Source organism: Sorangium sp. So ce406 (assembly GCF_051474675.1).
Classification (GTDB): Bacteria; Myxococcota_A; Polyangia; order Polyangiales; family Polyangiaceae; genus Sorangium; species Sorangium cellulosum_G.
In genome coordinates this window covers 6,354,067-6,380,449 of the sequence record NZ_CP150340.1, presented here as the reverse complement: position 1 = coordinate 6,380,449, position 26,383 = coordinate 6,354,067, and the positions used below count along the sequence as shown (strand labels likewise).

General features: G+C 71.9%; 19 protein-coding genes and 2 tRNA genes. 12 read left to right on the top strand and 9 right to left on the bottom strand.

All coding sequences use genetic code 11. The annotated features are described in order from the left end of the window. Positions 1–22: 22 nt before the first annotated feature. The 3 genes from WME96_RS23475 to WME96_RS23465 all read right to left on the bottom strand — a co-directional run bounded on the left by WME96_RS23475 (position 23) and on the right by WME96_RS23465 (position 3,569). On the bottom strand, positions 23–1,087 hold the full coding sequence (locus tag WME96_RS23475; RefSeq protein WP_437283815.1) for a hypothetical protein: 1,065 nt from the start codon (positions 1,085–1,087) through the stop codon (positions 23–25). A gap of 566 nt (positions 1,088–1,653) precedes the next feature. After that, complete coding sequence (locus WME96_RS23470) at positions 1,654–3,300, bottom strand: hypothetical protein (protein ID WP_437283814.1); 1,647 nt, start codon at positions 3,298–3,300, stop codon at positions 1,654–1,656. Continuing rightward, a complete protein-coding gene (locus WME96_RS23465) occupies positions 3,297–3,569 on the bottom strand; it encodes a hypothetical protein (protein ID WP_437283813.1) in 273 nt (90 codons plus the stop codon). The genes WME96_RS23470 and WME96_RS23465 overlap by 4 nt, the downstream gene beginning before the upstream one ends. Positions 3,570–3,696: 127 nt before the next feature. On the opposite strand from WME96_RS23465, the gene WME96_RS23460 reads away from it, so the two are divergent. Next, positions 3,697–4,383 (top strand): SMI1/KNR4 family protein, encoded by a 687-nt coding sequence (locus WME96_RS23460; protein ID WP_437283812.1) that lies wholly within the window; start codon positions 3,697–3,699, stop codon positions 4,381–4,383. Between the two features lie 174 nt (positions 4,384–4,557). Further along, positions 4,558–6,105, top strand: a complete 1,548-nt coding sequence (locus WME96_RS23455) for a serine/threonine protein kinase (RefSeq protein ID WP_437283811.1) — start codon at positions 4,558–4,560, stop codon at positions 6,103–6,105. Between the two features lie 144 nt (positions 6,106–6,249). Here the strand turns inward: WME96_RS23455 and infC are convergent, their stop codons facing one another. The 3 genes from infC to WME96_RS23440 form a co-directional block, all read right to left on the bottom strand. Continuing rightward, positions 6,250–6,972, bottom strand: coding sequence for a translation initiation factor IF-3 (gene infC / locus WME96_RS23450; RefSeq protein WP_437283810.1), 723 nt, complete (start codon positions 6,970–6,972; stop codon positions 6,250–6,252). A 245-nt stretch (positions 6,973–7,217) separates the two neighbouring features. Further along, positions 7,218–9,284 (bottom strand): threonine--tRNA ligase, encoded by a 2,067-nt coding sequence (gene thrS / locus WME96_RS23445; RefSeq protein ID WP_437283809.1) that lies wholly within the window; start codon positions 9,282–9,284, stop codon positions 7,218–7,220. A 33-nt stretch (positions 9,285–9,317) separates the two neighbouring features. Then, a tRNA-Val gene (locus WME96_RS23440) sits at positions 9,318–9,389 on the bottom strand. 461 nt (positions 9,390–9,850) lie between these two features. Here WME96_RS23440 and WME96_RS23435 point away from each other — a divergent pair. From WME96_RS23435 to WME96_RS23395, 9 genes are all read left to right on the top strand, one after another. Next, positions 9,851–10,993: a transketolase gene (locus WME96_RS23435; protein WP_437283808.1), complete on the top strand. Its 1,143-nt coding sequence runs from the start codon at positions 9,851–9,853 to the stop codon at positions 10,991–10,993. Between the two features lie 233 nt (positions 10,994–11,226). Further along, on the top strand, positions 11,227–11,673 hold the full coding sequence (gene yajC, locus WME96_RS23430) for a preprotein translocase subunit YajC (protein WP_433926051.1): 447 nt from the start codon (positions 11,227–11,229) through the stop codon (positions 11,671–11,673). A gap of 55 nt (positions 11,674–11,728) precedes the next feature. Further along, positions 11,729–13,882 carry a protein translocase subunit SecD gene (gene secD, locus WME96_RS23425; protein WP_437283807.1) on the top strand — a complete coding sequence of 718 codons (2,154 nt, stop codon included), beginning with the start codon at positions 11,729–11,731 and terminating at the stop codon, positions 13,880–13,882. 107 nt (positions 13,883–13,989) lie between these two features. After that, a complete protein-coding gene (secF, locus tag WME96_RS23420; protein ID WP_437283806.1) occupies positions 13,990–15,231 on the top strand; it encodes a protein translocase subunit SecF in 1,242 nt (413 codons plus the stop codon). 91 nt (positions 15,232–15,322) lie between these two features. After that, positions 15,323–17,095 carry a single-stranded-DNA-specific exonuclease RecJ gene (gene recJ, locus WME96_RS23415; RefSeq protein ID WP_437283805.1) on the top strand — a complete coding sequence of 591 codons (1,773 nt, stop codon included), beginning with the start codon at positions 15,323–15,325 and terminating at the stop codon, positions 17,093–17,095. Between the two features lie 40 nt (positions 17,096–17,135). Next, positions 17,136–17,915 (top strand): ABC transporter ATP-binding protein, encoded by a 780-nt coding sequence (locus tag WME96_RS23410; protein ID WP_437283804.1) that lies wholly within the window; start codon positions 17,136–17,138, stop codon positions 17,913–17,915. A gap of 71 nt (positions 17,916–17,986) precedes the next feature. Continuing rightward, complete coding sequence (locus WME96_RS23405; protein WP_437283803.1) at positions 17,987–19,066, top strand: MlaD family protein; 1,080 nt, start codon at positions 17,987–17,989, stop codon at positions 19,064–19,066. Between the two features lie 244 nt (positions 19,067–19,310). Next, positions 19,311–20,453 (top strand): pyridoxal phosphate-dependent aminotransferase, encoded by a 1,143-nt coding sequence (locus WME96_RS23400; RefSeq protein ID WP_437283802.1) that lies wholly within the window; start codon positions 19,311–19,313, stop codon positions 20,451–20,453. 284 nt (positions 20,454–20,737) lie between these two features. Beyond that, a tRNA-Val gene (locus WME96_RS23395) sits at positions 20,738–20,809 on the top strand. A 265-nt stretch (positions 20,810–21,074) separates the two neighbouring features. On the opposite strand, the gene WME96_RS23390 is transcribed toward WME96_RS23395, so the two are convergent. Both WME96_RS23390 and WME96_RS23385 read right to left on the bottom strand, forming a co-directional pair. Beyond that, positions 21,075–21,986: a hypothetical protein gene (locus WME96_RS23390; RefSeq protein WP_437283801.1), complete on the bottom strand. Its 912-nt coding sequence runs from the start codon at positions 21,984–21,986 to the stop codon at positions 21,075–21,077. 75 nt (positions 21,987–22,061) lie between these two features. Beyond that, positions 22,062–23,627, bottom strand: a complete 1,566-nt coding sequence (locus WME96_RS23385) for a TIGR02266 family protein (RefSeq protein ID WP_437283800.1) — start codon at positions 23,625–23,627, stop codon at positions 22,062–22,064. Between the two features lie 263 nt (positions 23,628–23,890). On the opposite strand from WME96_RS23385, the gene WME96_RS23380 reads away from it, so the two are divergent. Further along, the gene (locus WME96_RS23380) at positions 23,891–24,256 is read left to right on the top strand and encodes a PilZ domain-containing protein (RefSeq protein ID WP_437283799.1); all 366 of its coding nucleotides are present in this window, start codon (positions 23,891–23,893) and stop codon (positions 24,254–24,256) included. A 281-nt stretch (positions 24,257–24,537) separates the two neighbouring features. Here WME96_RS23380 and WME96_RS23375 read toward each other — a convergent pair whose 3' ends face one another. Next, positions 24,538–26,298: a tetratricopeptide repeat protein gene (locus tag WME96_RS23375; protein WP_437283798.1), complete on the bottom strand. Its 1,761-nt coding sequence runs from the start codon at positions 26,296–26,298 to the stop codon at positions 24,538–24,540. Positions 26,299–26,383 lie beyond the last annotated feature (85 nt).

Genomic DNA, 26,383 nt, shown 5'->3' with positions numbered 1-26,383 from the left:
GGCGTGCCCTCGGCCCGTGCGCTCAGTACATGAACCCGAGCCCGACGTTGAGCTGCGTCTGGTCGAACCCCAGCGTGCGGTCGCGCAGCTGGTAGTCGGCCTTCAGCACGACGCCCTGGGTCGGCCGGTACGAGGCGCCGAGCGTGAGCTCGCGGACGCCGTACGACGCGTTCGCCGCGAAGCCCTCGGGCACCGCGGACTGCGTGTCGTACGCCTCGAGGCGCGCGAACGGCAGCAGCTCGTGGCCGAGGCCGAGCGGGCGGAGCACGTCGTAGGCGGCCTCGACGTAGCCGCCGCGGATCCGGCTGCCGATGGGGCTCGTGGGGTCGATGAAGTTGGGCGCGCCGCTCGCGTTGAACGAGACCATGAGGGCGCGCGCCTCGGGGACGTGCCACTGGGCGAACAGCGCCCGCGCCTCGATGCCGCTCCTGCGCCAGCGCGCGTCGAGCGACCAGCCGATGACCGGGATCGTGAGGTCGACCGGTGTGCCGTCACGAAGGAAGAATTTGCCGTCGCCGTTCGGTCCCGCGTCGCTCGCGTACACGGAGGCGCCGGCGATCACGCCGAGCAGCGGCTCGGCCTCGACGCGGGCGACGCCTGCCCACGCGTTGGCGCGGGCGAGCCCGCCGCTCTGCCGCCCGCCAGCGAGGCCGCCGGCGCGGAAGCCGAGCGGATCGAGGCCGGTCATCGCGTACGCCTCGAAGCGCAGCCAGTCGAGCGGCTGGCCGAAGGCGCCGATCGCGATCTCGCGCCACGTCGAGGGGATGACGACGGTCTCCACCTTGGGCCGGACCACGCCGTGGAACACGGGCGGCTCGTGCCACTGGTTGATGATCCCCATCGGGACGAGCACGAGGCCGGCGCGCAGCCCGAGGGTGCGGCCGGCGACGTTCCACTCGAGGTAGGCCTGCTCGAGCTCCGCGGCGCCGGGGCAGCTCGCGCAGGACAGCGAGTGCTCCACCTCGAGCTCGACGTAGGACCGGATGTCGCTCGTGAACTCGTGCGCCACGAAGAGCACGAGCCGGGGGATGTCGGCGACCCACGCGCGCTCCCCCTCGCGGCCCGTCGTGGTGCCGCGGACCTGCACCTCGCCGTAGCCGCCGATGGACGTGCTGCTGGTGCTCGCCGCGGCGCTCCGGAACCGCTGCTCGGTCAGGCCGCGCGCGAGCTCGTGCTCCGGCGCCCGTCCGGCGCCCAGGCCGACGGCGGGCTTCGACGCCTCCTCGGGCGGCGGCGTGGCGTGCTCGGGGGGGAGATCGAGGACCGGGCCATCCGCAGCGGGCTGAGGGGCTGTCGCGGGCTGAGGTGCCGCGGGTTCCGGAGCCGCCGCGGCTTGCGGGGTCGCCGCGGGCTGAGGTGCCGCCGCGGGCTGAGGTGCCGCCGCGGGCTGAGGTGCCGCCGCAGGCTGAGGTGCCGCCGCAGGCTGAGGGGCTGTTGCGGGCTGAGGTGCCGCCGCAGGCTGAGGTGCCGCCGCAGGCTGCGCGGCGGCTGGCGTGGCGGCGGCAAGGGACAGCAGCAGCGCGCTGAGGGCGACACCCGCAGGGCGAGGCCGCAAGGACGAGGTCGCTTTCATGGACGAAGACCGGTCGCTCGATGAGGCGCTCGGCAGGGCGCGAGTCTTCGCGCCCCTGAAAACGGAGGTCAACCTCGTTCTCAGCGCGCGGTCGCGTCGCGCGGCGGGCGCGGCTGCGCCTGATCGGCCGGAGGCGCCGAGGGCGCCGCCTCGAGCAGGGCGAGATCGCTCCAGAGCGCGTCGACGTAGCGCGAGCGCGGGCGCGCGAAGCGGATCGAGATCGCGTAGCCGCGGCCGGCGAGCGCGTCACGCGCCTCCCGGGAGAGCGCCTCGCTGGTGATGAGCGCGCCGGCGGGGCCGGCTTGCTCGACGGCACGGACCAGCGCGGCGTCGCTGCGGACGCGCACCGGCCGCCGGCCCGGCGCGCCCTCCAGGATCATCCGGTCGAGGTCGCGCGTGAGCACGGGCCGCTGCTCGGCGTCGGCGTCGCGCAGGAAGCCCACGATCGCGGCCGCCGGTGAGGGCGCCTGGTGCTGGCGCGCGAGGGAGAGCCCGTCCGCGAACCACTGCGCCGCGACCGCCGCGACGAGGACGGCGGGCGCAGCGGCGCGGATCGCGAGCAGGCGCGCCGCGCGCGCCGCGGCCGGGGCGGCAGGCACGAGCGACGCCGCGCCGGCGGCGAGGGCGACGAGGAGGAGCGGGACGAGCGGCAGCCAGTGCCGCGGCTTGTAGGCGATGTTCTGCCCGAGGAGCGCCCACACGAAGTAGGCGAGCGCGGAGGCCCAGAGCTCGGGCTGATCGCGCGCCGCGCGCGCCGCGCGGCCGAGGGGCGCGGCGCGGCACGCCGCGGCGATGAGGAGCGCGATCAGGAGCGGCGCGCCGAGCCACCGCGCCGCCGGGGCGTCCGGCCACGCTCCGCCGAGGCCGTTGGCCCAGAGGCCCCAGACCACGCCGTGGAGGCGATCGAGCGGCGACGAGACGGTGATCGCCGTGCCTCCCCAGCGGGTGAAGTGCCCGAGCCCCTGGACCCACGTCGTCGCGACGAGGTCGCGCGGCGTCGCGATCAGCACGAGCGGCACGAGCCACAGGAGCACGCCGGTCGCGAGGTCGCGGCCGCGCGCGAGCCACGCGGCGCGGCCGCCCTCGGCGCGGGCGATGGCGGCGAGGCAGGCGAGCGCGAACGGGAAGTACGAGAGCCGCACGCCGAGCCCCACGCCGAGCAGCACGAGGGCGCCCGTGCGCAGACGCGCGGCGCGCGCGTCGAGCGGATCGGCCTCGGGCTGCGCGTCGGGCGGATCGGCCCCGGGCCGCGCGGCGGACGTGGCGCCCGCTGTGCGGCCGAGGCGCCGGGCGCGCGCGCACAGCCAGAGCGCCGCGGTCGTCACCGCGGCGCCGGTCATGTCGCTGAGGAGCTTCTCGGAAGAGAGCCACAGGAACGGCGAGGCGAGCGCGAGCACGCCGGCGAACACCGCGGCGCGCCGCCCGGCGACGGCGCGCGCGAGCAGCGCCGTGAAGGCGACGGTGGCCGCGCCCGACACGGCGCTGACGAGGCTCAGCGCGGCGCGCGGCGTCGCGCCGAGCAGCGCGGCCCCCTTCGCCGCCGCGATGAACGCGGGGTAGTACGGCGCGTGCGGGCGGAGCTCGGCCACGTCGAAGCGCTCCACGCCGAGCGCGAACCGCAGCGCGTCGATGTCCTCGTCGTGGTCGATGCGGAACAGCAGGCGGGAGGCGAGCGCGGCGGCGGTGAGCGCGGCGAGGGCGACCGCGTCGCGCCGCTCCTCCCTCACGAGCCCGAGCCGGAGCCCGATCCGGGCGCGTGCGTCGGCGCGCCGCAGTCCGGTTGATCCGCGCCGGGCGCGCCTGCGTCGACGATCGCGCCCGACCCGGATCCCGAGCCGGGCAGCGGCGCCGCGGGCGTGTCGCACTGATCGAACAGCTCCTCGCCCGCGTAGTCGAGGCACGCGGTCGCGAGCGACACGAACACGAACGTGACGCCCGCCACCACGAAGGCGGTGCGCGCGGTGCGAAGCGATGCCCAGGACCCCAGGTCGGCCACGCAAGCACCGTGCCGCCAGCGCAAATGACTGTCAAGCACCCGCGCTCCACGGGCCGCGGCCGCGTCGCGGCGCCGGGCGTCGCGCGTTTTTTGCTCCTTCGGCCGCCGGGCGCGTAGGGTCGCGCGCATGAAGTGGCTCGAGTCGATGCACAGCATCCGCGCGCTCAAGCTGGAGCTCGCGCGGATGGATCCGCGGCGAGGGATGCCGATCGCGCCGCCGGCGGGAGCGTCCGAAGCGGCGATCGCCGGCGTCGAGCGTCGCCTCGGGATGCCGCTGCCGCCGAGCTACCGGGAGCTGCTCGCGCGCCACGACGGCTGGCCGCAGCTCTTCGAGGGCGCCAGCTTGCTCGGGGTGCGCGCGCTCGCGCGCGGCTCGTACATGGATGTCGGCCGGATGGTGCTCGAGCACTGCGAGAGCGAGGAGGCGCGCGGCGCAGGCGGTCGCGACGCCGTGCCGACGACGGTGCGCGGCCGCTACGGCGCGCGGAGCGCGCTCGTCCCGTTCGGGATCGACGCGGCGGCCGAGACCGTGTTCGCCTGGGATCCGGAGGCGAGGGCGCCTGACGGCGAGCTCGAGGTGATCCTCTGGACGAACGACGTCGGGCTGCGCCTCTCGGGCTTCCCGGAGCTGCTCGACATGGTGAAGGACATGCTCGCCGCGGAGCTCGACGATCGCCGCCAGCGCGCCGCCGCGCAGCTCGATCTGACGCCGCGCCAGCGCGCCCTGGTCGCGCCGAGGAGCCGCCCGCGCGCCGTGGCGGTGCCGCTCACGCCTGCGCCTCGCTCGTTCGCGAGGAGCGCGCTCACGGGCTGAGCCCCGCGTCGCGTCCGGACGCCCGTCCTCGTCGCTGCCCGCGTCGAGAGCGCGTCCTCTGGACGTCGAACGCGCTCGTAACAGAGCGCACGCCTGCGCGTCGCGCGCAGGGCGCCGGGGGGAAGAGCCGGTTGTTTCCGCGCACAGCGTGGGACGTGATGTACTAGGCGGAGCATGACGGAAGCCCACCAGCAGCAGCGCTATCGGGTCGTCGAGCGGCTCGCTTCGGGCGGCATGGCCGAGGTCTTCCTCGCGGAGAGCGCGGGGATCGAGGGGTTCAAGAAGCAGGTCGCGATCAAGCGCGTGCTCCCGCACCTCAGCGAGAAGAAGCGCTTCATCGCGATGTTCCTCGACGAGGCGCGGCTGTCTGCGCACCTCTCCCACTCCAACGTCGCGCAGGTGTTCGACATCGGCGTCGGCGACAACGCGTACTTCATCGTGATGGAGTACGTGGACGGCGCCGACCTGAAGGCCGTCCTCGAGTCGATGCGCAAGGCGGGCCGCACGCTCCCGGTCGAGTCCGCGGTGTTCATCACGGCGAAGCTCTGCGAGGGGCTCACGTACGCCCACGAGCTCAAGGCGGCCGACGGGCACCCGCTCAAGATCGTGCACCGGGACATGTCACCCCCGAACGTGCTCATCACGAAATACGGCGAGGTGAAGATCGTCGACTTCGGCCTCGCCAAGGCGACGAGCCAGCTCGAGAAGAGCGAGGCAGGGATCATCAAGGGCAAGTTCAGCTACCTCTCGCCCGAGGCAGCGCAGGGCCTGGAGGTCGATCACCGCACCGACATCTTCGCGGTGGGCGCCATCCTCTGGGAGATGCTCGCCGGGAAGCGGCTCTTCCTCGGCGACACCGACTACCAGACCGTCAAGCTCGTGCAGCAGGCGCAGATCCCGCCGCTCTCCACGATCAACAAGGCCGTTCCCCCCGAGCTCGATCGCATCATCGCCCGCTCGCTCGCCCGCGAGCCGGGCGATCGCTACGCCTCGGCGCGCGAGTTCGGCCGCGATCTGACGAACTTCCTCTACAGATTCGGCCGGCCGGTCAGCGCCTACGACATCGCCGAGCACGTCCGCAGCGCCATGGCGCTCCGGAGGCGCGCCCCCGCGTCGGAGAAGGCGTCGTTCATCGACAGGCTCATCGAAGAGACCCTGCTCGAGTTCACGTCGATCCCGGACGACAAGGCGGCGCCGAGCACCGCACGGCTGAACGAGCCGCTCAAGATCTCGGCCTTCGAGGACATCGGGAAGTGGGCCGACGAGATCAAGATCTCGGCGCCTGGAGAGGACCTCATGCGGCGGTCCCTGGCCGCGGTGTCGGTCGAGGCGGGCAACCTGGCCGCGCTCGAGGAGCCCGAGCTGCTCGCCCCGCCCCCGACGCTGCCGGCAGCTCCTCCGCCCAGGCCCGCGGAGCCGCCGCCTTTCGCCCTCACACCGCCGCCGCTCACACCGCCGCCGCTCACACCGCCGCCGCTCGCCGAGCAGCCCTTCGTGAGGAAGCCCGAGACGACCCTGGCCTCCCCACAGCACGCGCCCGGGCTCCAGCGCGCTGCGCCGCCCTTGCCGGCGCTGGCGCCGCTCGCCGTGGCGCCCCCGCGCGACCTGGACCCGGGGCCGCTCCCTCCGGCAGGGGGCGGCGCCGTGAAGGCCGTGCTGATCCTCGCCGCGCTGGCGGTCCTCGCCGCGGGCGCGTGGTTCGGCGGTCTGATTCCGCACTGACGCCGCGGCGGGCGCGCACCGACGCCGTGACGGGCGCGCACCGACGCCGTGACGGGCGCGCGCTGACGCCGCGGCGGGCGCGCACCGCCGCCCGCGCCGCGCTGCAGGCGCCGCAAGCGTCGTGGCGCGCTCTCGCCGGGCGCTTTACGCGTTCCCCTCGGCCTCGTCGTCGTCGTCGTCGTCGTCCTGCTCTTCGAGCTGCCTCTCGAGCTTCTCGATCTCCTCGTCCTCCGCGTCGGCCGTCGCCGGAGCGGCGCGTCCCTCCTGGAGCGCCTTCTGGCGGGCCTTCTCGGCGGCGGCGCGGGCCTGCGCGACCTTCTGCAGGATCGCGGGCTTGGGCGCCATCATCAGCGTCATCGTGCGCTGCTCCATCATCGGGCGCACCTCGACGTTCGCGATCTCCTCGCAGTGCTGGACGATCCAGTCGAGCTGCTCCTGCGCCTTCTCCGGGTGCGTGATCTCGCGGCCGCGGAAGCGCACGGTGAACTTCACCTTGTGACCGGCGCCGAGGAACCGGTGCGCAGCCCTGGTCTTGAACTCGAGATCGTGATCGTCCGTCTTGGGACGGAGCTTGATCTCCTTGATCTCCACCACACTCTGCTTGCGCTTCGCCTCGCGGGCCTTCTTCTTCTCGTCGTACTTGTACTTGCCGAAGTCGAGGATCTTGCAGACCGGAGGATCCGCCTTCGGGTTGACCTCGACGAGATCCAGCCCCTTCTCCTGTGCCCGGCGCAGCGCCTCGTGGGTCTGCATGATGCCGAGCATCTCGCCGTCATCGCCGATGACGCGGATCTCCGGGACGCGGATGCGCTGGTTGATGCGGATCTGCGGCCCCCGCTGGGCCTGCCGGGGGTCGAAGCGTCTCATCGCCATGTGATATTTCCCTGCCTCCTTGTGTTCTGTGATCCTGAAAGCGACGGACCGCCGCTGCGCGACCGAACCTGGTCGCGGCGACCATCACCATGCCAATGTCGCCTGACTCCGCGCCGCAGGCAACGGCAGCAAGCACGACAGCCGCTGCGGCGCACGGGCGTTCCGGAGCCCGGGGCAACCGGGCTCGACGGGGGTGGGGGAGGGGCCTGCCGGCGGGAGGATCCGGACGGAACGGCAGGTCACGAACTCGATGAGCTCACGGCGAGGCGAGGGGGCCTCGACTCCGCGGCGAGCCGGTCGGCGAACTCCTCGAGCGGCATCGCCCCGAGGTCCTTGTTCAGGTCGCGCGACCGGGGGGCGACCTTGCGGGCCTCGGCCTCCTTGTCGCCGACGACGACCACGTACGGGACGCGCGTCAACCGCGCCGCCCGGATCTTGGCGCCGAGCTTGTCGGAGCCGAGGTCGGCCCTCGCCCGGAGCCCGCGGCTCCGGAGATGGGCGACCACCTCCTCGGCGTAGGCGGCCTGCTTCTCGCTGACCGTCACGATGATCGCTTGCTCCGGGGCGAGCCAGGCCGGGAAAGCGCCCCCGATGTGCTCGAGGTACACCGAGAAGAACCGCTCGAGCGAGCCGAGGATCGCCCGGTGGAGCATCACGGGGCGATGGGCGGCCCCGTCGGCGCCGGTGTACTCGAGCTCGAACCGGTCGGGCAGCGCGTAGTCCACCTGGATGGTGCCGAGCTGCCAGCTCCGGCGCAGCGCGTCCTCGACGTGGAACTCGAGCTTCGGGCCGTAGAACGCGCCCTCCTCGGGCGCGTACTCGAAGGGGAGGCCCGCCTGCTTCAGCGCGTCCGCGAGCGCCCCCTCGGCGGCGTCCCACTGCGCGTCGGTGCCGATGCGCTTCTTGGGCCGGGTCGCCAGCTTGATGTCGATCCTGGCGAACCGGAACGCCGCGTACACCTCGAGCAGGAGGCGCAGGAACGCCTGGATCTCGCCGTGCATCTGCTCCGGCGCGCAGAAGATGTGCGCGTCGTCCTGGCAGAAGCTCCGCACCCGGGCGAGCCCGTGGACGACGCCGCCGCGCTCGTACCGGTGGAGCCGCCCGAAGTCTGCGAGCCGCCACGGCAGCTCGCGGTAGCTGCGCCGCCGCTGCCCGAAGATGAGGCAATGGCTCGGGCAGTTCATCGGCTTCTGCGCGAGCCGCTCGAGCTCGGCGAGCTGCTCTAAGACGGCCGCGTCGCGCTTCGTGTCCGCTTCCTTGTACGCCGCCGCGTCCGCCTCCCCCGGGGAGACGCCGAGCCGGAGCGCGAGCCGCATCGCATCCAGGTGCTCCGCCGTGACCGGCAGATACATGTTCTCGCGGTAGTTCGGCAGGTGACCGCTCGTGTCGAACAGCCGCTTGTCGAAGATCTGCGGGGTGATGACCTCCTCGTAACCGTAGTCGACGTAGAGGTCGCGCATGTACTGGACGAGCGCGTTGTAGACATGCGCGCCGCGCGGCAGGAGGAACGGCATCGCCGGCGCGTACTCGTGGAACATGAAGAGCTCGAGCTCTTTCCCGAGCTTCCTGTGGTCGCGCTCCTTCGCCTCCGCGAGGAGCTTGAGGTGCTCGTCGAGCGCCGCCTGGCTCGGGAACGCCGTGCCGTAGATGCGCTGGAGCATCGGGTTGCGCTCGTCGCCGCGCCAGTACGCGCCCGCCACGCTGACCAGCTTGACGGCCTGGAGCACCGAGGCGTCCGGCACGTGCGGCCCCTCGCAGAGATCGACCCACTCGCGCTCGCCGTCGCTGTGACGGTAGAGCGAGACGTCCTCGCCCGGCGGGATCGCGTCGATGAGCTCGCGCTTGTACGTCTCGCCCATCTGCGCGAAGAGCTCGTGCGCCGCCTCGCGGTTCACCACGTCGCGCCGGAACGGGCGGCCCGCGGCGATGATCTCGCGCATCTTCGCCTCGATCTTGGCGAGATCCTCGTCCGTGAAGGGGCCGCTCGGCTTGTCGAAGTCGTAATAGAAGCCCGCCTCGATGGCGGGTCCGATCGTGACCTTCGTGCCCGGAAACAGGCGCTGCACGGCGTCGGCCATGATGTGCGCCGTCGAGTGCCGGATGATGCGCAGGCCGTCCGGATCGGTCGTCCGGACCGGCTCGATCCGGGTCGCCTCGTCGCGGAGGATGGGAGTGTGGAGATCGAGGAGGCGCCCGTTGACGCGGGCGCCGATGACAGTGCGGTCCTTGGCGATGTCGTCGGCGAGAGCCTCGCGCACCGTGGTGCGGGCCGCCGAGGCGGCCTGGGCTGTCTGATCGAGGGCCATGAAACCTCGCAGGCTAAGTCTCCTGCTGATTTGTAGGCGCGGCCGGTTTCGAACCGGCGACCCCTACCGTGTCAAGGTAGTGCTCTACCACTGAGCTACGCGCCTATGTCCCGCTCGCTCGGCACGAGGCCGACGAAACGGAGAGCGCCTCCTATCAAGGGCGTACGAGTCCGTCAAGCGATCATTTTCTCGCGACCGCGTTTTGAGCGCGGAGGCACGCGCGGCAGCAGCCATCGGTGCCGCCGGCACGGCGCCCTCGCCGGTGCTGCCTGACGTCCCCCGCCCGGAATGCCCGAGCTCGAGCGAGCGGCCGCCCAGGGCCATGGGGGGGCTGCGCGCGGCGCCAGCCGACGCCCTGCGCTGCGCGCCGTTGTCGAGCGCGGCGCAGGGCCGTTCAGCGCACCTCTCGGGTTGCCTGAGCCACGCCGAACCACCGATTCGCGCCGATGACCCTTACGTCCAGAGACGGGCGTCGTGATCGCCGCGCCACTTCAGGCCGGTCGTCGCGCGCGATCCGAGCGCGCTCGCGCTTGACCTCGGATGCGGCTCGGGTGACGAACGGCTGGATGGCAGGACCTGACGGTCTGGGCTCGCCGCCGGATCCGGCGGCGGTGATCGCGGTGGTCGAGGTGGCCGCGGGGGGAGCGCTCTTCGCCGCCCACGCGGCGGTGCCCGGTGATCTGCCGATCGAGCGCGCCGCGAGCGCCACCGAGGCCATCCGCGGCGCCGCGGCGCGCACCCGCGCCGGGCAGCGGGCGAGCGTCGTGCTGGGCGCTCACGAGCTCGTGGGGGCCCTCGCCGCGCTCGGCGAGGCGGCGGCGGTGCGGACGCCGCTCACGGTGCACGTCATCGAGCGGCGCGGCGGGCTCGCCGTGGGGCGCGACGAGCTCGCGCCGGCGCTCGACGTCGGCGCGGGGGTGCTGGTCACGTGGAGCAACCAGGAGGCCGCCGACATGGCGCTCGTGGCGCGGCGCGCCGCCGAGGACAGCGAGACGCCGTTCCTGCACCTGGTCGACGCGCTGCCGTCGGACGTGTCCGGCCTCGGCGGCGCGCGGGAGCTCGCCGCCCGCTTCCTCGGCGCGGAGCGGACCGCGCCGACCTTCATCGACGCGGCGCCCGGCGAGAGCGACGGCGACGGGGGCCCTCGCCCGCAGGGCCGCGGCGTCGTGCGCAAGCGGGCCGAGCGGAGCTTCTGCGCGCGCGTGCCGTTCGCGCTCACCAGCGCCATGCGGGAGCTCTGCGCGCTGACCGGCAGGCCGCTCGGCGTCATCGAGCGCGTCGACACCGTCGACGCGGAGGAGATCATGGTCGTGGTGGGCTGCGCCTTCCCGGCGGCCCGCGAGGTCGTGCGCAGCCTCCGCGCGCAGGGCCGGCGCGTCGGCCTCGTGGGCGTGCGCGCGCTCCGCCCGTTCTTCGGCGCGGAGGTGGTGAAGACCCTCGGGCGGGCCAGGGCCGTCGTGGTCCTCGAGCCGCTCGACGTGCCGCTCGCCCCGTACGGGCCCGTCGCCGCCGGGGTGAAGGCCGCGTTCGCGGACGCGCTCACGTGGGCCCCTGGCTTCCCCGGTGTCGGGCGCATCCCGCCGATCATCTCCGCGACGTTCGCGACGATCGACGGCACGATCACCGAGCGCGACGTGCGCCTCTCGCTCGCGGAGATCGCGAGCGGAGAGCGGGCCCGCCGGCACATGGTCTTCGGCAGCGACGGCTGACGCCGCGCCGCGGCGCTCCCTCGCTGGACCCGCGGCGTTCCGGCGGCGCAGGGCGCGACAGAGCAGGAGCGGAAACGCCCGCGACGCTGGATTCCTGGAGTGTCCGGGTGAGGCTGCCCGCCTAGCTCCTTGCGCGACCCTTGGATCCTGGGTATGGAGGCGGGCCCCGGGGGGTTGGGAGAGGCCCGCAATTTGCGGGCGAGCCCCGTCGGGTCCCGGAGAGACGCGTCACCTTGGCAAGCTCAAACTGGTTCCAGCCGAACGCCGCCCCCGGGCGCGCGGGCAACGCGCCCGCAGCGCCGGTCGAAGGTCAACCGTCGCCGCCGCCGTCCGGAGGGGAGGCGCCGCCTGGGCCGTTCGGCGGGGGGGCCTTCTCGTTCCTCATCCTGGCGCTGCCGTTGCTGCTCATCTTCGTGATGACGCGGAGCCAGAACAAGAAGCAGAAGCAGCTCGAATCGAGCCTCAAGGTGGGCGACCGGGTCTACACCCAGTCCGGGATCCTCGGCAGGATCACCGACCTCAGCCCGAACTCACCGAGGGTCAAGCTGGAGATCGCCCCCGGCGTGAACGTGCAGATCCTGAAGAGCGCGATCCAGGGCCCGGACCCGGGCGAGGTCGCGGCGGCAGACGCCAAGGTCGCCGACAAGGCGAAGGAACCGGCGAAGGACAAGAAGTCGTAGGCCGGCGCTCGGCCCAACAGGAAGCTTTTTACCGCCCCCCGCGGCGCCACACTCCATGCTCCTAAACATCTTCCAGTACGGGTTCGCCGGCGTCGCCGGCCTGTGCCTCCTCGGCGCGTGGCTCAGCCGTCCGCGGCGCGGCGTCTTCACCTGGGCGGCGCTCGCCGCGGGCGCCGCCGCGATCGCGGCCCACTACCACGTGTTCTGGGCCCTCGCGACGTTCGGGCTGATGGTGCCGTGGGCGCTGTTCTGCGCCGGCCCGTGGATCGACTTCGCGTGGCGGGCGAAGACGGGCTTCGTGCTGTTCCTCGCGCTCGGCTCGGCGCTCTGCATCTACCCGACCTACCACGACGAGCGGCACGGCCGCCCCGACCACTCGGGTCTGTCGTCCGAGGAGCTGTCGGAGCAGCAGACCAGGGCGCAGCGCGGGGAGCTCGGCTTCAGCCGCTTTCTCACCTCGAACATCCCGTTCCGCCTGGTGCGCGGGCTCGACCTGAAGGGCGGCCTCCGGCTCGTCTACACGGTCGACGTCGACGAGGCGATCAGCGACAAGCGCGACCGGTACTACGACGACCTGCGCGGGGCGCTCGCGAGGTCGTTCGGGTTCACCCAGGGCGACAAGCCGCCGACGATCGAGGAGATGCAGAAGCTCCAGACGAAGCTCCGCATCGAGAAGTCGCGCGAGCAGACCGACACGATCGTCATCACCTTCAACGACCCGGCGGACTCCGCGAAGATCAACGACGAGTTCCTCTCGAAGTTCCTGAGCGAGCTGCAGCTCCAGCGGTCGGCGGACCGCAACGTCGCGCGGTTCCGGATCCGCGACGAGGTGTCGAGCGGCATCCGCGAGCGGGCGGTGACGCAGGCCAAGGAGACGGTGCTCCGCCGCGTCGACGGCCTCGGCCTCAAGGAGGCGAGCGTCTCGACGCGCGACGAGGACGTCATCATCGAGGTCCCCGGCGATGACGAGAACGCCTTCAACACGATCCGCGAGATCATCAGCCAGACGGCGCGCCTCGAGTTCAAGATGGTCGATGACGACCAGGACTTCTTCGAGCCGATCGCCAGGAGCGCCAAGGAGGAGGACCTCCCGAAGGGGCTGACGTTCTCGATCGAGAACGCGCCGGTCGGCCCCGGGAAGACCAAGCCGGTCCACTTCGCCCGCATGGTGCGCGCAGAGCACGAGGAGATGCGCGACACGCTGAAGCGGCTGCGCGAGTGGGTCGGGACGCTCCAGGTCCCGCCCGACAACGAGGTCGGCTACGGCAAGCTGTTCGAGTACAACGAGGAGAAGGACGTCATCGAAGAGATCGGCTGGCGGACGTACTTCCTCTTCAGCAAGGCCGAGATCACGGGCGACATGGTGCGCGACGCCCAGGCGCTGCCCGACCAGAGCGAGGGCGGCCTCGGCGGCTGGTACGTGTCGATGGAGTTCACCCCGCTCGGCGCCGACCGGTTCGAGGACATCACCGGCAGGAACATCAAGCGGCGGTTCGCGATCATCCTCGACGAGAAGGTCGAGAGCGCGCCGGTCATCCAGACGAAGATCGGCGGCGGCCGCGCGCAGATCACGATGGGCTCGCAGAACCCGGATCAGCAGCTCCAGGACGCGCGCAAGCTCGAGCTGGTGCTCCGGTCGGGCGCGCTGCCGGCCCCGATCTCCCCGTCGAACGAGCAGCGCATCGGCCCGTCGCTGGGCAAGGACGCCATCCAGCAGAGCATGAAGGGCGCGATCGCGAGCGGGGTGCTCGTGGTCGTGTTCATGGTGGTGATCTACAGCCGCGCCGGGCTCATCGCGGACGTCGCCGTCATCTTCAACCTCATCCTGCAGATCGCCGTGCTCGCGATGTTCGGCGCGTCGATGACGCTGCCCGGCATCGCCGGCCTGGTGCTCACCATGGGCATCGCGGTCGACGCCAACGTGCTGATCAACGAGCGCATCCGCGAGGAGCTCCGGAACGGCAAGAGCCCCCGGGCGGCGGTCGACGTCGGCTACGACAAGGCGTTCAGCGCCATCCTCGACGGCCACGTGACGACGCTGATTTCGGGGCTCATCCTCGCGCAGTACGGCACGGGCCCCATCAAGGGCTTCGCGATCACGCTGATCGTCGGGATCGCCATCAGCCTGTTCACGGGGGTCGTGTGCACCCGCCTGATGTTCGACTGGGCGGTCCGCGGCCGGAAGGTCAAGAAGCTCTCGCTCGGCTGAGGTAGACGCGGGCGCGGGGCTCCGCGTCCTGAGGGAGGCCGCGAGCGCGGATCTCCGGCTTTCTGAGGGAGACCGCGGGCGCGGCGCTCCGAGAGTGGGACACGACGATGGAACTCATCAAACCTGGCCGTCAGTTCGACTTCATGAGCAAGCGCTGGCTCTTCATCGGGCTCAGCGGCGTGCTGCTCATCCTGTCGATCATCTCGTTCATCGTGCCGGGACCGAAGCTCGGGACCGATTTCAAGGGGGGCACCGAGGTCGAGGTCGCCTTCAAGGGCGAGGTCTCGAGCGCCGAGGTCCGCGAGGCCGTCACCAAGTCGGGCTTCGACTCGCCGGACGTCGTGTCCGTCGCGGATCAAGCCAACCCGAACCGCTACCTCATCCGGGTGCACGAGGTCTCCGCCCTGACGGAGCAGCAGAAGGCGACGCTGCGCGATCGGATGTGCCTGCCGCCCGAGAACGTCCCCGTCCCGGAGGATCGCTGTCCGCCGGCGGTGCGCGCGACCGAGGTCAAGTTCAGCCCCGGCGGCGACAAGATCTCCGCCCGCTATGACGCCGCGCCCGACCTGGAGGGGATCAAGAAGCAGCTCGAGGGCATCGAGGGGGTCGACATCAGGCCCGGCGCGAACAACCCGCTGATCGTCAGCGAGCGCGACCACAAGGTCGAGATCCACCTGAAGTCCAAGGGCGACCAGCTCATGGACGGCCTCCGGCAGCACCTCGGCGCGGACAAGGTGCCCGACCAGGCGCTCCGGGTCGAGTGGATCGGGCCGAAGGCCGGCGCGCAGCTCCGCGACGCGGCCATCAAGAGCGTCCTCATCACGATCTTCTTCATCATGGCGTACATCGCGTTCCGGTTCGACATCCGGTTCGCGCCGGGCGGCATCCTCGCGCTGGTCCACGACGTGGGCATCGCGCTCGGCGCCATGGTGATCACGCAGCGCGAGATCACGCTCTCCACCGTCGCCGCGCTGCTCACGATCGTCGGCTACTCGATCACGGATACGGTCGTCGTCTACGACCGTATCCGCGAGAACCTGGCGAAGCACCGCGACATGAGCTTCGCGGCCGTCATCAACTTCTCGCTCTCCGAGATGCTCGGCCGCACGATCCTCGTGTCGTTCACGACGTTTCTGTCGCTCGTCATGTTCCTCTTCTACGGGACGGGCGTGATCAGGGACTTCGCCTTCACGCTCGTGGTCGGCATCGTCGTCGGCACTTACTCCTCCATCTACGTCGCCGCGCCGCTCACCGAGTGGATCGATCGCCGGTTCTTCGGCTCGAACGGCGCCAAGCGCAAGAAGGTGAGCCGCGTGCGCGCGCAGAAGCGCGCCGACGCGGTCGTCTGAGCGCCTCGCCCGGCGTCGTGGTCGCGCTCGCTCGCGATGCCCGACCCCAGGCCGTAGACGCCTCCGTGGCGTCGGTGTACCCGTTCCTGCGATGACGAGCACGGCCACGGAGGCCTGGAAAGAGCTCGCCGAGCGCGAGGCGCCGACGCCCGCCGCGCGAGGCGGCGCGGGCGCGCCCTGCGCCGAGCGCATCGCCGATCCGGGCGAGGCGTCGGCCGAGGCGCTCGCGATGGCCCGCGAGCTCGGCCTCTCGATCACGGTGGCGGACATCCTGCACCGGGCCGGCCGCGCTCCGGACGACGCGACCCGGCGCTTCCTCGATCCTCGGCTCTCGCACCTCACCTCTCCCGACGCGATGGCCGACCGCGAGGCGAGCGCCGAGCGGATCGCGCGCGCCGTGCGCGCCGGCGAGCGGATCGCGGTCTTCGGCGACTACGACTGCGACGGGATCACCGCGACGGCGATCATGACCGGCGCGCTGCGCGCCATGTCCGGCCAGGTGGTGCCGCTCCTCGCGACGCGCGCCGAGGGCAGCTACGGCCTCTCGGCGCCCGCGCTGGAGCGCGTGATGCGCGCCTGCCCCACGCTGCTCATCACGTGCGACTGCGGCTCCAGCGACCACGAGCGGCTCGCCGCCGCGCGCGCCGCCGGCATCGACTGCGTCGTCATCGACCACCACCTCGTGCCGGCGGATCCGCTCCCCGCGATCGCGTTCCTGAACCCGCACCGCGCCGACTGCGGCTTCCCGTACAAGGGGCTCGCGTCGTGCGGGCTCGCGCTCTCGTTGCTGGCCGCCGTGCGCAAGAAGCTCGGCTCCTCGCTCGACCTCCGCCCCTACCTCGACCTCGTGGCCATCGGCACCGTCGCCGACGTCGCGCCGCTGACCGGCGACAACCGCGCGCTCGTGCGCGCCGGCCTCGGCGTGCTCCAGACCGGGCCCCGTCCCGGGCTCCGCGCGCTCGCGGCGCTCGCCAACCTCGACCTCGGGCGCGGCGCCTCCGCCGAGGACGTCGCTTTCCGCATCGCGCCGCGCCTCAACGCGCCCGGCCGGCTCGGTGACCCCGACATCTCGCTGGAGCTCCTGCTCGCGCAGGACAGCGTGACCGCCTCGGCGCTCGCGGCGACGGTCGAGCAGGCGCAGATGAAGCGGCGGGCCATCCAGGACGAGATGCTCACGTCCGCGCTCGCCGAGATCGAGCGCGCCGGCTTCGATCGCGATCCGGCGATCGTCATCGCGCGGCAGGGCTTTCACCCCGGCGTGGTCGGCATCGTCGCGGGCAGGCTCACGGCGCGCTTCGGCAAGCCCACGATCGTCATCGCCCTCGAGGGCGTGAAGGGACGCGGCTCCGTGCGCGGGCCGTCCGGCGCGCGACTCCACGACGCGCTCGTCCGCTGCAGCGCCGAGCTCGTCGGCTTCGGCGGCCACCAGGCGGCGGCCGGCGTCGAGGTGCGCGCCGATCGCGTCGAGGCGCTCCGGGCGGCGTGGTGCGACGCCTTCCGTGAGCTGGACCTCCCGGGCGCCGTGGGGCTCGCGACCGCCCACGCCCGGCTCGACGACCGCGACGACCCGGCGGCCGTGGCGCGCGACCTGGAGCGGCTCGAGCCGTGCGGCGAGGGGAACCGCGCCGCCCACGTCCTCGTGGCGGGCGCGGCCGTGCGCTCGGCGAGGAACCTGAAGGGCCACCTCAAGCTGGAGCTCACCGTCGCCCGCCGCGAGATCGCGTGCTTCGGGTTCGAGCTGGGTGAGCTCGCGTCCCGGCTCGCCGGCGGGCGCGTCGACGTGGTGGGCCGCCTCCGGCGCGACGCGTGGCGCGGCGGGGACGCCGTCGAGATCAGGATCGAGCACATCGCATCGGCCGACTGAGCGTTCGCGGCGGGCCCGGGCGGCGTGCTAGCGTTCGCGCGTGGCTGAGCCGCTGATCCGGTTCTCGCATGTGCGCAAGGCCTTCGGGCCGAAGGTCATCTACCGCGACCTGAACCTCGAGGTGTATCCGGGCGAGACGATCACCGTCATGGGTGGTTCGGGCGTCGGCAAGAGCGTCATGCTCAAGCTGCTCATCCGCCTGCTTGACGTTGACGATGGAAGTATCCAGTTCCACGGTGAAGAGATCACGACCGTGAGCGAGGCGCGCATCGCCGGGGTGCGTCAACGCATCGCGATGCTCTTCCAGGGTGGCGCCCTGTTCGACTCGACCTCGGTCGGCGAGAACGTCGCCTACGGCCTTCACGAGCACTACCGCAAGGAGATGACCGAGGCGCAGATCGCCGAGCGGGTGCACTGGGCGCTGTCGCTCGTCGGCCTGCCTGGCATCGAGCAGATGCGCCCGGGAGATCTCTCCGGCGGCATGAAGAAGCGCGTCGGCCTCGCCCGCGCCATCGCCGTGCAGCCCGAGGTGATCCTCTACGATGAGCCGACGACCGGCCTCGATCCGATCAACACCGAGCGCATCAACCACCTCATCAAGGGGCTCAAGGGGGCGCTCAACGTCACCAGCATCGTGGTGACGCACGACATGAAGAGCGCGTTCTCGATCTCGGATCGGATGGCGATGATCTACCGAGGCGAGGTCATCGCGACGGGCACGCCGGAGGACTTCCGCGCGTCCAAAGATCCTCGTGTCGCCGATTTCATTACCGGGACCGCCCCGGTGAACGAAGACGTCCAGACGCTTCTCGGCGCGTGACGATCCTCCCGAGATAGCGCAAGATGCCCTTCTGCATGGGCAGAGCGCGCGATCTGAAGGTCGGACTCTTTGTGCTGGCGGGGCTTGTACTGTCCGCCGTAGTCATTTTCCTGATAGGCGATGAGCGACGGCTCTTCGACTCCTCGGTCGAGTTCGGGACGAGCTTCGCCGACGTGCAGGGGCTGAAGCCGGGCGCGCCCATCCGCATGGGCGGCATCGATATCGGCCATGTCGCCGAGGTCGGCTACGGCCCCGACCCGAAGGACTCGAAGATCTACGTGAAGCTCGAGGTCGTCGAGAGCGAGGCGAGCCGGATCCGGACCGACAGCAGGGCCCAGATCGCGAACAAGGGCCTGCTCGGCGACAAGATGCTCGAGATCACGAAGGGGGAGAGCCAGGAGTCGGCCCCCCCGGGCAGCCACATCCCGGGCGAGGTGCCGACCGACGTGATGGGCAAGGTGACCGGCATGGCCGAGAAGGCCGAGGCGACGCTGGACAACATCCAGAAGGTCTCGGAGAACATCGCCGACGAGAAGCTGCACAAGGATCTCCGCGAGACGGTCGCCTCGGCGAACACGCTGATGAAGCAGGTGACGGAGGGGGATGGCTACCCGCACCGCTTCCTGACCGACCCCGAGGAGGCCGAGCGCATCTCGCGCACCCTGGCGAGCCTCGACCGCGTGAGCACGGAGCTCGCGGGCACGCTGCGCGAGGTGCGGGGGGTCGTCTCCCGCGTCAAGGAGGGGCCGGGGTTCGCGCACGACGTCATCTATGGCGACGGCCCGCAGAAGCAGATCCAGCAGTTCGGGAACGCCGCGGACGAGGTCGCCCTGACGCTGCGTGGCATCCGCGAGAGCGACAGCCTCGCGCACGACGCCCTCTACGGGGGCAAGGGTGACGGCGCCGAGGCGCTCGCCAACGTGACGGCGATGACGGGCGATCTTCGGGCGATCGTGCACGACATGAGGGCGGGCAAGGGGACGCTGGGCGCGCTCCTGGTCGATCCGTCGATCTACGAGGACATGAAGAGCCTGCTCGGAAACGTGCAGCGCAACGACGTGCTCCGCGCGCTGGTGCGCTACTCGATCAAGCAGGACGAGCAGAAGCCCGCGGTCCAGGTCGGCGGCGCCACGCAGTCGCCCTCGCCCTAGAGCGCGGGCCGGCTCCGGAGCGCCGGGCTGGCCGGCGGCGAGCGCCGCGCCCGTCCCAGGGCTCCCCGACGATCGAGGCGCAGGGCAGCGGCCCGCGCGGGGCAAGGCACATCCGGGCCGCCTGCGCAACCGCCGGGCGCTAGTGCCTTGCGTCGTCCCGGGCCCCCCTTTATTCCTCATTGTCTCGATGCCGAGGAAGCTCGCTGACCGTCTCTCGGCCGTCGCGCCGAGCGCAACGCTCGCCATGGCGGCGAGGGCTGCGCGTCTGCGCGCCGAGGGGCACAGGGTCTACTCCTTCAGCGTGGGCGAGCCGGACTTCGACACGCCCGAGCATATCCGCAGCGCGGCGAAGGCGGCGCTGGACGCGGGCGCCACCCATTACACGGCCGTGTCCGGCACGCCCGAGCTGAAGTCGGCGATCTGCGCGTCGACGGAGCAGCACCGCGGCTGGCGCCCGCTGCCGAGCCAGATCACCGTGAGCTGCGGCGCGAAGCACGCGCTGTTCAACCTCGCCGCCGCGCTGTTCGAGCCGGGCGACGAGGTCGTCATCCCGGCGCCGTACTGGGTGAGCTACCCCGAGCAGGTGCGCCTGGTCGGCGCCACGCCGGTCATCGTCGGGACCACCGAGGAGGCGGGCTTCCGGCTCACGGCGGAGGCGCTGCAGGCCGCGCTGTCTCCACGGGTGAAGGCGATCGTCCTGTGCACGCCCTCGAACCCGACCGGCTCGGCGTACGCGGAGGAGCACCTGCGCCCGCTCCTCGGCGTGCTGCGGCGCCACGACTGCTGGATCATCGTGGACGAGATCTATGCCGACCTCACCTACGACGGGTTCCAGCACGCGTCGCTCCCGGCCCTCGCCGAGGACCTCGCGCCGCGCGTGATCGTCGTCGACGGCGTCAGCAAGACGTTCGCGATGACGGGCTGGCGCATCGGCTGGAGCATCGCGCCGACCGAGGTCGCGCGGGCGCTCGACGTGGTCCAGGGTCAGAGCACCACGAGCGCGGCGGCCGTCTCGCAGGCCGCCGCCGTCGCGGCGCTGAACGGGCCTCGCGACGCGGTGTTCGCGATGCGCGCGGCCTTTGCCCGGCGGCGCTCGCTGATGGTCGAGGGGCTCAACGCGATCCCGGGGATACGTTGCCGGATGCCGGAGGGCGCGTTCTACGCGTTCGCGGACGTGCGCGGCCTCTGCGGCCGCTCGTTCCAGGGGAAGACGCTCGCGGGCGACGAGGACGTGGCGACCTGGATGCTGGAGCAGGCGCACGTGGCGTCGGTCGCTGGCACCCCCTTCGGGGCGCCTGGCTACCTCCGGTTTTCCTATGCGTGCGACGAGGACCACATCGAAGCGGGCCTCGCCGCGCTCCGGCGGGCCGTCGCGTCGCTGGACTGACGGGCTGCGTCACCGGCCTGCCCGCTCGAGGCCGCCACCGGGAGGTGCGCGACGTGGTCGCCTGTCTGATCCACCCCTTCCAGGGGCTGGGGCGCGAGGTCACCCGGGCGGTCGAGCCTCCGGCGGAGGCGGTCAGACCGGCCTGCAGGGCTCACGGCGGCCCGGTTTTCTGGGGTCTCATGAAGAATTCGACATCGACAGCGAGTTGTTCTTGTCGAACGCCGATGTCTGGGTTAAAAGCGCCACGTCTTTCCGAAACGGCCGGGTGACAACCGGCTGGAATCGGGCGCATAACTCAGCGGTAGAGTGCGTCCTTCACACGGACGAAGTCGCAGGTTCAAGTCCTGCTGCGCCCACCCCGATTCCCGTTCCTGGCGAGCTGATCCGTTGCCTCGTGCCACCCGTGTGGCCGTGCCGGTGCCGTCAGACGTTACGCAGCTGAGTCGACGTCTGAAGTCCTGTTCGGACGCGACGGCGTGATGCCCGCCGCCGCACGACGTGCAGCGGTTCCGGGCCGTGAGAGCGGAGGCCAGGCCAGCGTCGAGGTGGCCGTGTGCAGCGGCGAGGCGAGGTCCGCGCCTCACGCAGCGGCGACGTGGGCTTGCTGCCGAGGGGGGGACCTCAGGGCGCAGCGCTCGCCGCAGGCGGGGCAGCTGCCGGCTTCTCGTTCTTGCGCTTCTCGATGACGCTGGCCGCCGCGCGCAGCTCCTTGGCGACGGAGCCACATTTGATGCAGCGACGCCGGGACCCGCAGCGTTGCGGGGTGAGATAATACTTGATGTAGTGCAGCGAGCGGACATCGCCCTCCTCGCGTGCCCTGGCGATCAGCGCCCTGGTGGGGCAGTCCGTGAGCCGGCGCAGGTCGTCGGCGACGAGCAGCGCGGGCGTCGCGAGTTGCCGCACGCTGCTGTCGAGCATCAGCCGGCTCGCGTTGTCCCTGATCCAGTCGCCGAACTTCGGCGCGGTCATCACCTCGTAGAGCAGGTCGGGACCGCGGCTCCCCATGTGCTTGGCCATCAGGTCGAGCGCCGTGAGGGCGACGTCCGGGGGGCCGTTGGCGACCCTCAGGAGGAGCTGCTTGAGCTCGTCATTCCCGGCCTCCGCGGGAGCGATCTCGAACAGCCGCTTCGCCGTGACCAGCGCGGCCGCTACCGCCTTTTCGCGCCCCTGCGCGAGCGCGAGCGGCCGGAGGACCGCCGGATCCTCCGGATACCGCTGCGCGAGCGCGCCGAGCGCGGCGCTACCCCCGGCCAAGGCGCCCTCGATCTCCTCGGGCTGCGCGCGGGCGGGCTCCGCCTTGGCGGGAACCTCGGGCTCCGCGGATGCGGTCGTCGTGGGCTCGGGCGACGGCGGCTTGACGCGCTCGCCGCTGCTCAGCGCGGCGGGCGCCGCAGGCCTCCGCGTCACGACGGCGCCCCGCTCGAGCGTCGCCACGTCCGCGGGGTTCCGCAGCACGACCGCGCCGCAGACGAGGGCCGTCGCGGCCAGCAGGCCGAGCGCGGCCAGCGAGGCGGCCGTCTTGGGGCGGTTCAACCCTGACTCACCGGCGTGACTTCCCGAGCCGCTCATCGCAGCGACCTCTCCCGCTGGGAACGTGTGCCCTGGCCATCAACCGTAGGGATCGTCGTTCTTCGGCGGCCTGGGGGCCGCCGGCCTCGGCCTCGGCGTCGCCGGCTTGGGCGCTGCCGGCTCGGCCGTCGCCTTCGGCGCTGCCGGCTCGGCCGTCGCCTTCGGCGCTGCGGGCTCCGCCGTCGCCGTGGGCGCTGCGGGCTCCGCCGTTGCCGTGGTGGGCGCCACGGGCTCGGCCGTCGCCTTCGGCGCCTCGACGGTCGCGGTCGCGGTCGCCGTGGCCGTCGTTGTCGCGGCCGGCGGGGCCGTGTCCGTCGCCGCGGGCGCGGTCTGGGTCGGCTGAGGCTTCTCCTCCGGCGCCGCCGCGGGCTGCTCCGGCGTGGTCGGCGCGGCCGGCGTGGGCGCGGCCGGCTTGGGGTCGCTCTGCCCGAAGACGAGCCAGAGCGCACCGCAGAGCGCCGCCGCGACCAGCAGGATCGTGAGCAGCCGCCCGGTGCCGCTGCTCTCCTCTTCCTGCGCAAGCGGGGCCTTGCCCGTCGCTGCGGCCTTCGCGGCGACCGCCTTCTCGTCCTTCGGCTTCGCCGCGGCCGCCGCCGGCTTCGTCTTGGCCGGCTCCTCGACCGCCCTGGCTTCCTGGCGCGCAGGCCTGGCGGGCGGCTCCTCGACGGGCGCCACCTCCGCCTGCCTCTTGGCTGCCGCGACCTTCGCCGGCCTCGCCTCGGCTGCGGGCACGTCCTCCCGCGCTTCCCGCTCGTTCGCCAGCTGGGCGACCGCCGCGACCGGCATGGCCGCCGGCTCGGCCAGCGGCTTCACCCGCTCCTCCTTCGGCGCCGGCGCGGGCTCGGGTTCGACCTTCTTCGGCGGCGTGGCGATGAGCGGCTCCTTGGACGCGCCGATCTCTTCCAGCGACCCGCCGGCCTCCGCGAGCGCCTGCTTCAGCAGCTCGGCCGCCTGCTTCATCATCGTCCGCTCGTCGGGCGGCGGCATCTCCTTCTCGGGGTTCGTCTGCGGGAAGAAGCTGCCTCCCGCCTCGACGAGGTCGCCCTTCTTCATCGCCTCGCTCTTGCCCGCGTCGCCCTTCGGGCTCGCCCCGATCGCGCCCAGCCCGAGCATCGTCGACGCCCGCTTCACCTGCGCGGCCTTTGCGGCCGCGGGCTCCGCCTGCGGCGCGGGCGCGGGGGCGGGCGCCGCCACGGGCTCCTGCGCCTCGTCGCCCAGATCGGAGCGGTCGGTGATGCCCGCCTCGAACGCCGACCCGGCGCCCTGCTGCGCGTCGACGAGCCGGGTGATCACGGCCTTGGACTTCTCATCGATCTTGATGAACTTCACGCCCATGCCGGACGGGTGCACGTCGCTCGCCTGCGCGGGCTCGCGCTTCCACACGACGCGACCGACGCCGGCGATGACGGCCTGCTCGTCCTGCAGCCGGATCTCGAACTTGAGCAGCGTGCCAGCGGGGAAGGGCGACGGCGTCTTGATGAAGATGCCGCCCCGGCTCACGTCATGCGAGTGGTGCTCGATGAACTCGTCGACCGTGGCGCTCTTGTAGCGCACGGTCATCTGCAGCACTCTCGCTCGCGGATCTTTGCGTGTGTCCTGGGCCATCAGGGTAGAACTCCGGTCTACTTCGCGACTCGCTCCTGCGGATGTGGTCCGCATGTTACCCAAGGTTCGCCGCGAAGCCCAAAGGGTAACACGTGACGGTCGCTTTACCGAACGCAGCCTTGGGCTTCACCGGGCGAGCACGCTGTTCGTGCGCGAGCGCTCGCGCACGAGCGCGCACGCGTCCCGCGATGGAGGGCGCGGTGATACGAGCTTCCGCGCGCGTCTGTCGTGATATGTTCGCGCCGACTGGAGAATGCGCCGGGATGGCTGTCCGGGACCACTTTCGCGTTCACGCGAGGCGACGCGTCGATCTTGGGGCGACGCTGCGCGATCGGCAGTCCATCGAGGAGCACGGGGTGCGCATCCGCGATCTCGGTCTCGGCGGCGCCGGCATCGAGCTGTCCGAGGCTCAGCTCGCGTCGGAGCTCCTCGATCGCGAGGCGCCCGTGATGCTCGAGGTCGCCACGCCGAACCTGTGGGATCCGCTGAGCCTCCGCGGCCGCATCGCCTGGATCCGCCGCGGGGCGGCGGGGCGTCCAGCGCGCGCGGGCGTCCGCTTCGAGCACCACGACGCCGGCGCGCTCTACGCGCTCTACCAGTTGCTCGGCTCCGAACGCTTCGACCTCTAGCGCGAGGGGCGCCCGCTGCGGAGACGGGCCCATCTCGACGTTTTCGGTGCTCGGCGTACGAGAGTACGCCTCCGCGCCGAAAACGCCGATCTGGGCCCGTCTCCTGTGCGGGCGCGCCTCGCGCTGCCGACCGCTGGAGGGGTGGTGGCGGGGAGAGATGGGGGACAGGCGCGCTCGACGGCCATGCGCGTCGAGAACGCCGGACTGGGCTCGTCTCCTGCGCGGGCGCATCGCGCTGCCGCGGGGAGGGAGCCGGGCGTGCTGGAGGGGGACGGCGGGGGCTAGAGGGCGAAGACGGGGCCGATGGTCGGTGCGAAGACGAGGCCCAGGGTGGGCCACATCAGCATGACCTTCACCTCGGCAGACACACCCAGGTTCGGGGTGATGCCGTAGACCACACCAGCGCCGAAGCCCGAGAAGTTCCGACCCGTGATCTGGAAGGCGTCGAGGTCCTCGACGAAACGCGTGTCCGTCGGGCACCGGTTGCTGCCGTTGCCGTCCTGCAGCGATCCGTCCTCGTTGCGGCGGTCGCACACGTCCACCGGCACCGAGGCGTTCACCTGGGCAAGGCCGATCGGCGACAGGAAGGCATAGGGGCGAAATCCGCCTTTCTCGACAATGCGATCTCCCAGGAAAAAATACGTGGCGCGAAGCTCCCCGTGGATCGGCAGGAAGCTGAGCGCCTGGAGATGCGGGTTCTGCTTCTCGTCTCCCGTCCACGCCGGCGGCTCGTTCGTGGACGAAGGCGAGCCGCCGAAGGCGAACCCGAGCCGTGCTCCCACCAGCAACGGCAGATCCGCGAAGATCTGGCGGTCGTACGACAGCATCACGCGACCGCCCGCGGGGCTCAGACCCCCCTTGACCCCATTCGTGCCCGGGAGATCGGCCGGCTCGCCGTAGAACTGCTTGCCGTCGGTGCCCGGATAGAAGCAGGCGTAGGCGGCGTCGCTGCCAGAGCACACGTAATCCGTGCCGCGCACGAGGAGAAGGTCGAGCTCCCCCCAGAGGCCGATCACGTTGCGATTGCCCTTGCCCGACCCCGCCGAGGCGCGACCACCCTCGTCGCCCTGCTCGCAGGTCCCGTTCATGCAGACGAGCCCGGACTGGCACTCCACCGTCTCCTCGCAGGTCGAGCCCCAGCCCTTGTCCCCGCGCTTGCCGCCGGCCTCGGGGCAGCCCGGCAGGCCAGGCGGGCAGTCCTCCTTCGCGGCGCACCGCTGCGGCGGCTCCTGGCCGGGCAACGAGGGCGCCGTCTCGATCTCGTTTCTGATCGGCACCCGGTGAGGCGCCTGCATCGAGCCGGCCGTGCCCACCGGATCGCCCGCCTCATCCCTCAGGATCACGAAATACCGGACGTCGCCGGTCGTCGTGACATCCTCGCACGGGATCTCGGCGCCGAAGCCGTCCCCGAGGCGCGGCATCTCCAGCGACTTCCACTTCGGCGAGCCGAACGGCCTGTACCGCAGCGTCGCCTTGGCCGCGTCGATCTCCTCCGGGATCTCGACATAGACCGGCACCGGCGTGTTCACCGCCTGCTCGGCCACCGGCGTGTGCGGGACGTCGCCCGCCGCCTGCTTGGCCGGCTTCCCGCCGCTCGCGCCGGGCGTGTCCTCCGCGGCCGGCTTCCCGGCGCCGGACTGCACGTCCTTCTGGGCCTCCTTGAACGCCTGGGCCAGCTCGGTCGTCGTCAGCGCGTCGATGAGCGCCGCCTTCGGGTCGGCCTGGAGCGCCAGCACGAACTCCGCTCTCGCCTGGTCGAGCTTGCCGCCGCCGCCGTAGACCGTGCCGAGCGCGATGTGCAGCTTGCCGACCACCGGCCTCGTGCACGCGTTCTTCTCGCACCGCTTCAGGGCGTCTCTGAGCTTCTTCTCCGCCTTGTCGAACTCGACGGAGAGATAGTCCTCGTCCATCGCCTGGTTGTGCAGCTTCATCGCCTCCGCGTCCTTTTCGCCGGCGGCGCTGGCCGCGGCCGGCGCGCCGAGGACGAACAGCGACGTCAGAGCGAAGGCGAGATGAGCGCGGCGTGAACGGCGAAACAACACGGGTTCAGACCTCCAGGAAGTGCTGGGGACGGGCTCTTGCTGTCAGGAGCGGAGCCGCGGGCGGCTCCAGGACTGCGCGGTCGAG

Bases quoted from the DNA above. Each gene is read 5' to 3' on its own strand.
- WME96_RS23460 (WP_437283812.1), top strand. From the start codon at position 3,697: ATGAAGTGGCTCGAGTCGATGCACAGCATCCGCGCGCTCAAGCTGGAG.
- WME96_RS23455 (WP_437283811.1), top strand. From the start codon at position 4,558: ATGACGGAAGCCCACCAGCAGCAGCGCTATCGGGTCGTCGAGCGGCTC.
- infC (WP_437283810.1), bottom strand. From the start codon at position 6,972: ATGAGACGCTTCGACCCCCGGCAGGCCCAGCGGGGGCCGCAGATCCGC.
- thrS (WP_437283809.1), bottom strand. From the start codon at position 9,284: ATGGCCCTCGATCAGACAGCCCAGGCCGCCTCGGCGGCCCGCACCACG.
- WME96_RS23435 (WP_437283808.1), top strand. From the start codon at position 9,851: ATGGCAGGACCTGACGGTCTGGGCTCGCCGCCGGATCCGGCGGCGGTG.
- secD (WP_437283807.1), top strand. From the start codon at position 11,729: ATGCTCCTAAACATCTTCCAGTACGGGTTCGCCGGCGTCGCCGGCCTG.
- secF (WP_437283806.1), top strand. From the start codon at position 13,990: ATGGAACTCATCAAACCTGGCCGTCAGTTCGACTTCATGAGCAAGCGC.
- recJ (WP_437283805.1), top strand. From the start codon at position 15,323: ATGACGAGCACGGCCACGGAGGCCTGGAAAGAGCTCGCCGAGCGCGAG.
- WME96_RS23400 (WP_437283802.1), top strand. From the start codon at position 19,311: ATGGCGGCGAGGGCTGCGCGTCTGCGCGCCGAGGGGCACAGGGTCTAC.
- WME96_RS23385 (WP_437283800.1), bottom strand. From the start codon at position 23,627: ATGGCCCAGGACACACGCAAAGATCCGCGAGCGAGAGTGCTGCAGATG.
- WME96_RS23380 (WP_437283799.1), top strand. From the start codon at position 23,891: ATGGCTGTCCGGGACCACTTTCGCGTTCACGCGAGGCGACGCGTCGAT.